Origin of the sequence: Flavobacterium branchiicola (assembly GCF_018383905.1) — a bacterium.
Lineage (GTDB): Bacteria > Bacteroidota > Bacteroidia > Flavobacteriales > Flavobacteriaceae > Flavobacterium > Flavobacterium branchiicola.
The window spans coordinates 435,886-441,885 of the sequence record NZ_JAGYWA010000007.1; the positions used below are offsets into that span (position 1 = coordinate 435,886).

The 6,000-nt window shown below is 33.5% G+C and carries 7 protein-coding genes; 2 read left to right on the plus strand and 5 right to left on the minus strand.

What is annotated here, in order from left to right; genetic code table 11:
* Window positions 1–33: 33 nt before the first annotated feature.
* The 4 genes from KHA98_RS19200 to KHA98_RS19215 form a co-directional block, all read right to left on the minus strand.
* Window positions 34–807: a carboxypeptidase-like regulatory domain-containing protein gene (locus KHA98_RS19200; protein WP_213259510.1), complete on the minus strand. Its 774-nt coding sequence runs from the start codon at window positions 805–807 to the stop codon at window positions 34–36.
* Window positions 808–1,047: 240 nt separating this feature from the next.
* Window positions 1,048–2,958, minus strand: coding sequence for a DEAD/DEAH box helicase (locus KHA98_RS19205; RefSeq protein WP_213259511.1), 1,911 nt, complete (start codon window positions 2,956–2,958; stop codon window positions 1,048–1,050).
* A gap of 204 nt (window positions 2,959–3,162) precedes the next feature.
* The gene (locus tag KHA98_RS19210) at window positions 3,163–3,741 is read right to left on the minus strand and encodes a non-canonical purine NTP diphosphatase (RefSeq protein ID WP_213259512.1); all 579 of its coding nucleotides are present in this window, start codon (window positions 3,739–3,741) and stop codon (window positions 3,163–3,165) included.
* Window positions 3,716–4,111 (minus strand): ribosomal maturation YjgA family protein, encoded by a 396-nt coding sequence (locus KHA98_RS19215; protein WP_213259513.1) that lies wholly within the window; start codon window positions 4,109–4,111, stop codon window positions 3,716–3,718. The genes KHA98_RS19210 and KHA98_RS19215 overlap by 26 nt, the downstream gene beginning before the upstream one ends.
* A 121-nt stretch (window positions 4,112–4,232) precedes the next feature.
* Between KHA98_RS19215 and KHA98_RS19220 the strand changes: the two genes are divergently transcribed.
* Together KHA98_RS19220 and KHA98_RS19225 are read left to right on the plus strand one after the other, a co-directional pair.
* Window positions 4,233–5,411 carry a glycoside hydrolase family 88 protein gene (locus tag KHA98_RS19220; RefSeq protein WP_213259514.1) on the plus strand — a complete coding sequence of 393 codons (1,179 nt, stop codon included), beginning with the start codon at window positions 4,233–4,235 and terminating at the stop codon, window positions 5,409–5,411.
* Window positions 5,412–5,419: 8 nt separating this feature from the next.
* On the plus strand, window positions 5,420–5,827 hold the full coding sequence (locus tag KHA98_RS19225; RefSeq protein WP_213259515.1) for a hypothetical protein: 408 nt from the start codon (window positions 5,420–5,422) through the stop codon (window positions 5,825–5,827).
* On the opposite strand, the gene KHA98_RS19230 is transcribed toward KHA98_RS19225, so the two are convergent.
* On the minus strand, window positions 5,821–6,000 hold a 180-nt coding region (locus KHA98_RS19230), incomplete at its 5' end, for a hypothetical protein (RefSeq protein ID WP_213259516.1). The genes KHA98_RS19225 and KHA98_RS19230 overlap by 7 nt on opposite strands.

Below are 6,000 nucleotides of genomic sequence, written 5' to 3' on the forward strand. Positions count from 1 at the left end.
GGATTTGTATATTTTTGATTTTAAAAGTAAAGTTTAATTCCTTTTTAGTACTTTATATTGTTCATAACAACCACTGATAGCGTCTAGAATCTGCAAATCATTTGCTGTTTGAATGAAAGATTCAGAGTAGTTACAGCGTTGCATGATTTCGGGAATTTCTTCTTTACTAATTCCTAAAAGTACGGCTAGTGTTTCGCGGTCATATTTCGTTTCAAGAAGATTTCTAATGGTGTCATCTTTTTTCATGTCCTTGAGTTTCTTGAGTTCTTTTCCACTTTTCCCAAAGAAATTATAGAGCATATCGGCGGGATTGAAAATAGAACCTAATACTTTTCCAAAAGCATTTGGAGAATATTCTCCGGCTTCATAACCTTGTGTAAGACCGGAAATACTATAACGGAAGTTTTCTTTAGTTGGAATTAATTTTGAATCGACTTCCAGGTAGCCAGTTAAACTAAATGGGGCAATAACAACTTCTTCAAGGGCGATTGCTTTTTCTGTAAGCTGAATTTTTGTGACTTTATTTTTTATCCAGTCATTGGTTACTCTAACACGTAAGGATTGAAATCCCAGTATAGAGAACAGAAGTGTGTCATTTGCCTGTACGTTGATTTCAAAATATCCTTTAGCATCAGACATAGCGCCCAATACTTTGTTTTTATTAATGATATTTACGTTAGGAAGAACCTGTTTGGTGTTATCATTGTATATGTAACCAGAAACTCTTTGCGGGCCGGTTACTTCCGTCTCTTGGGCGAAACCAACACTCGATAGTAGAATAAAAAAGAAAACTGCGAAATATTTCATATCTGGATTTAAAGCACTAAAAGTAATAAATCGAGATTAAATATTTAGCTGTATTCAAATATAATTATAAGAAAATTAACAAAGACAGTAGTGTTGCTTTTTGTATTTATATAAAAAGGGATAAGGAAGATAATGTTGTATTAAAACTCTTTTGTAGGGAGAAAGATGTTCAGATAAAAAAAATCCCAAATTCCAATTGTATCTGGAATTTGGGATTTTGTATTTTAAGATATTAAAAAATTAATCTCTTCTTGGTCTTCTTGGTCTTGACGAATCGCCAAAGCTTTCAGAACGTCTTGGAGCTCTGTCTGAACCACCTTCGTTTCTTCTGAAACCACCTTCTCTTGGAGCTGAGTTTCTATCGCTTCTAAATCCTCCTCCAGAACCTTCACGTCTTGGAGCTCTGTCTGAACCACCTTCATTTCTTCTGAAACCACCTCCAGAACCTTCGCGTCTTGGAGCAAAGTTTCCTTCTCTTCTTGTTCCAGAGCTTCTTCCGCCACCACGATTGTTGTGATCACGTCTTCCGCCACCGTCATTTTTAGAAATTTCAACATTAATACGACGTCCTTCTAATTGAATGTTGTTTAAAATATCCATTACTTTATCAGTATGCTCAGGATCAGTATTAAAGAAAGAGAATCCTTCTTTTACATCTACTTTGAATACGTCATCACGACCTAAGTCTAAAGTTTCTTTCAAATAATCTTTAAGAGACATCCAGTCGAAGTTATCTCTTGAACCGATATTTACAAAGTAACGAACTGCTCCGTTATTATTGAATTCTCTAGGTTCAGAGTCATTTCTTTCACGTCTTTCTCCAGAAGATTGAGTAGAGATATCTCTATTCTTTTTATAGTAAGCAATAAAACGGTTAAATTCTACTGATACCATTTTCTTAATCAATTCTTCTTTAGATAAACCTTCAAGAACATTGTTAATTGCTGGTAAATAGTTGTCAATTTCGTGATCAACCTCAGTATCTTTAATTTTGTTTGCTAAGTGCAATAACTGAATTTCGCAGATTTCGATTCCAGATGGAATAGATTTTTCTTCGAATTTTTGCTTGATGATTCTCTCGATAGAAGAAATTTTACGTAACTCACTTTTTGTAACGATAACAATAGAAGTACCTAATTTTCCAGCTCTACCTGTACGACCAGAACGGTGGTTGTAAGTTTCAATTTCATCAGGTAATTGGTAGTTAACAACGTGAGTTACGTTATCAACGTCAATACCACGTGCGGCAACGTCAGTAGCAACAAGCATCTGAATTTGTCTTCCACGGAAAGATTTCATTACACCATCACGTTGCGCCTGAGATAAATCTCCGTGTAACGCAGCAGCGCTATATCCGTCTTCAATTAATTTTTCAGCAATAGCCTGTGTGTCTCTTTTTGTACGACAGAAAACTACTGAGAAAATGTCCGGATTAGCATCAGCTAAACGCTTTAAAGCTTCGTAACGATCACGAGCATTTACTAAGTAAAATTCGTGAGAAACTGTAGATGAACCTGAATTTTTTGCTCCTACAGTAATTTCAACTGGTTCGCTCATGAATTGTTTTGCAATTCTTGCAACCTCTTGTGGCATAGTTGCAGAGAACAACCATGTACTTTTTTCGTCTGGAGTATCTGATAAGATAGATACGATGTCTTCATAGAATCCCATGTTCAACATCTCATCAGCCTCATCAAGAATACAGTAATCTATATTTTTAATGTTAACTAAACCTCTGTTAATCATGTCTTGCATTCTCCCCGGAGTAGCCACAATAATTTGTGCTCCTCTTTTAATCTCTCTGGCTTGCTCTGTAATACTAGCCCCGCCGTAAACTGCTACCACATTAATACCTTTTTCGTATTTTGAGTAGTTTTTAAGTTCGTTGGTAATCTGTAAACAAAGTTCTCGTGTTGGCGATAAAACTAATGCTTGTGTGTTTCTATTGTCAGCATCAATTTTTTGAATTAGCGGAAAACCGAAAGCTGCCGTTTTCCCTGTCCCTGTCTGAGCCAACGCAACCATATCTGTGTCTTTTTCCAATAATAGGGGAATCGCCTTTTCCTGTACCTCTGACGGATTTTCAAATCCTAGATCTAAAATCGCCTTCAGTAACGATTCATTCAATCCTAATTGTTCAAATTTATTCATATGTGTTTTTAAAATAGGGTGCAAAATTACTGTTAATTATTCAGATAAACTAATGCTATTTTAAGAATTATGTATTTGTTATGATTTGATTATCAAAAAGTTATGTTTATAGTAAAATCATTTTTATAAGAAAATCCAAAATTTACAAAAAAAATACGTCGTGAAATATAAATTTTGCACATTAAAATGTTGTATTTTGAACAATTATTTTGTTGAGTTCAGAAAATCAATAAGTTGCTCGGTTGCAAGCGCACGATGACTGATTTTATTTTTAATTTCCGAAGATAATTCAGCAAATGTTTCCGTATAATTTTCAGGCTGAAAAATCGGATCATAGCCAAAACCATTACTTCCGGTTTTCTGTAAAATGATTTCTCCTTTTGCAATTCCCGTAAAAAGATGCTGTTCTCCATTTAAGTTTAAAGCAATAACGGTTTTAAATTGTGCGGTACGATCTTGTTGTTCTGATAAAGCATTCAGAAGCTTGTTCATATTATCATCGGCATTTTTTTGTTCACCCGCATATCTTGCAGAGTAAACGCCCGGTTCTCCGTTTAGCGCTTTTACCTCTAACCCTGTATCATCAGCAAAACAGTCATAACCATATTTTTCGGTTACATAATTGGCTTTCAGAATGGCATTTCCTTCAATTGTGTCTGCAGTTTCTGGAATTTCTTCGTGACAGCCAATTTCTTCCAGACTCAATAATTGAATGGATCCGTTTAGAATACTTTGAATTTCTTTGATTTTATTTTTGTTATTTGAAGCGAAAACGAGTTTCATAAATATTATATTTTAAAATGATTTTTTCGATTAAAAATGTAAAAGCAATTCCTACAGTATAGGCAAGAATATCTGTCCATAAAAATCCCTGACCTAAAACATATCTTCCAAAAAGAGTTTGTCTTAATTGAATAATCCATTCAGCCTGATAGAGCTGAAAAAACTCAATGCCATAACATAGTATTAATGAAAGTAGTATTATAGGAGTAGCTTTTTGTTTTGTTAAGAATATCCGAATCAATAAATAAATCATTACTGAATACAGAAAATCACCAATACATAAAGGGATAAATGAAATTTTCCTTGAAATAATTCCAAGAAAGATTGTGCTGAAGAACAGGAGAATATACTGAACTCTTGATTTACTCAAATTTAATTCTGATTAGGAACAATAATACATTTTTGGTACAACAAAAATACAAAGAATCTGATACGTTTACTTTATTTTATAAATTTATCAGATCAATAAACTATCTACCAAAAATAACTTTATGAATCAAAGATTTTTTACGCTACTCATTACACTGTTTCTTTTAGGAAATCAGGCTTATACTCAAAAAAGCAATTCGTTTAATATAAAAAAGCAACTCGATTATTGTGCGGAACAAGCTTCAAAAACATTAAAAGTAATTCCTGATGACGGAACTTCACCAAGAACAGTTCCGAACGGAAGTAAAGATTGGAAATTTGTAAACTACAAAGACTGGACCAGCGGATTTTGGCCGGGAGAACTTTGGTATTTATATGAAGCTACTAAAGATAAAAAGTGGGAAAAAGAAGCGGATAAATTCAGTCGTTTTTTAACTCCTTTATCAGTTAGCAAAGCTGGTGATCATGATTTGGGATTTCAGATTTTTAATAGTTTTGGAAACGGATATCGTTTGACTAAAAATGCTGCATATAAAGAAATCATTTTTAAAACGGCCGATACCTTGGCAACGCTTTTTAATCCCAAAGTAGGAACAATTCAATCCTGGCCTCACAATAAAATGGGTGGTCATAATACCATTATTGATAATATGATGAATTTGGAGTTGTTGTTCTGGGCTTCTAAAAATGGTGGGGATAGAAAATTGTACGATATCGCCGTAAAACATGCCGAAACTACAATGGCAAATCATTTTAGACCAGATAATACATCTTATCATGTTATTATTTATGATTATGAAACTGGAAAAAAGATAAAAGGAAGAACAGCCCAGGGATTTAGTGATGATAGTATGTGGGCGCGCGGGCAGGCGTGGGCTATTTACGGTTTTACCATGACGTATAGAGAAACAAAAGACCCTAAATTTTTAGATTTTGCTCATAAAATAACACGTGTTTATCTGGATAAATTAACCACAGAAGATTTAATACCTTATTGGGATTTTAATGCGCCAAATATTCCAAATGAGCCAAGAGATGCCTCGGCTGCAGCTATAGTTTCTTCGGCACTTTTAGAATTGAGTTCTTATACAAAAGACAAGAATTTAAAAAACGAATATTTGACTAAAGCTAAAAAAATGATCGTTTCACTTTCAGATCAGTATCAAAGTCACGATGTTAATTCTGCATTTTTGCTACATTCAACAGGGCATAAACCTGCGGGAAGCGAAATAGATTGTTCGATAAATTACGCAGATTATTATTACCTTGAAGCACTTTTAAGACTTCAGAAACTAAAATAAAAAATGTTATGCTAAAGAAAATAACCCAAATCGCATTTGCAGTTGTTATGGTAGTAATGCTTGTAAGCTGTAAAAATACCAAACAGAAACTACAAGAATTTGTAACGACTTATAACGCTGCTTCAAAAACTTTTAAAGCAGATAATGTTACACTTACTACCGCACGAGGCTATATAAATGATAATAAAATTGAATTGCGATTTGAAACCAATTTAGAGCAGAATAAACCAAACAAAATGGCAGCTGAAATTTCTTTTGCGAAGCAACTGAAAGAAATGCTGAAGAAAAATCAAATTCCTCAGGATTTAGTAAAAGAAGGAATTCAGTTTGATGCTTATTTTCTCGCGGATGATAATACTGTTTTTGTAAAGCAAATTATAAATAAGGAAACTTTAACTGAAGTGTTAAATCAATAATTTGGAGTTATACTTTGAGTTATCCTGAAAAAGGTTGACTGAATTGATAATATAAAATTAATTAAATCGGAACAGAATTGCTTTTGTTCCGATTTATTTTTTTCCATGTTTTCAATTTTACTTGATTTTGCAAATGAGCTTGATTTGGAGTCAGCATATTGATTGATAAATGC

Bases quoted from the DNA above. Each gene is read 5' to 3' on its own strand.
- KHA98_RS19200 (WP_213259510.1), bottom strand. From the start codon at position 807: ATGAAATATTTCGCAGTTTTCTTTTTTATTCTACTATCGAGTGTTGGT.
- KHA98_RS19225 (WP_213259515.1), top strand. From the start codon at position 5,420: ATGCTAAAGAAAATAACCCAAATCGCATTTGCAGTTGTTATGGTAGTA.
- KHA98_RS19205 (WP_213259511.1), bottom strand. From the start codon at position 2,958: ATGAATAAATTTGAACAATTAGGATTGAATGAATCGTTACTGAAGGCG.
- KHA98_RS19220 (WP_213259514.1), top strand. From the start codon at position 4,233: ATGAATCAAAGATTTTTTACGCTACTCATTACACTGTTTCTTTTAGGA.
- KHA98_RS19210 (WP_213259512.1), bottom strand. From the start codon at position 3,741: ATGAAACTCGTTTTCGCTTCAAATAACAAAAATAAAATCAAAGAAATT.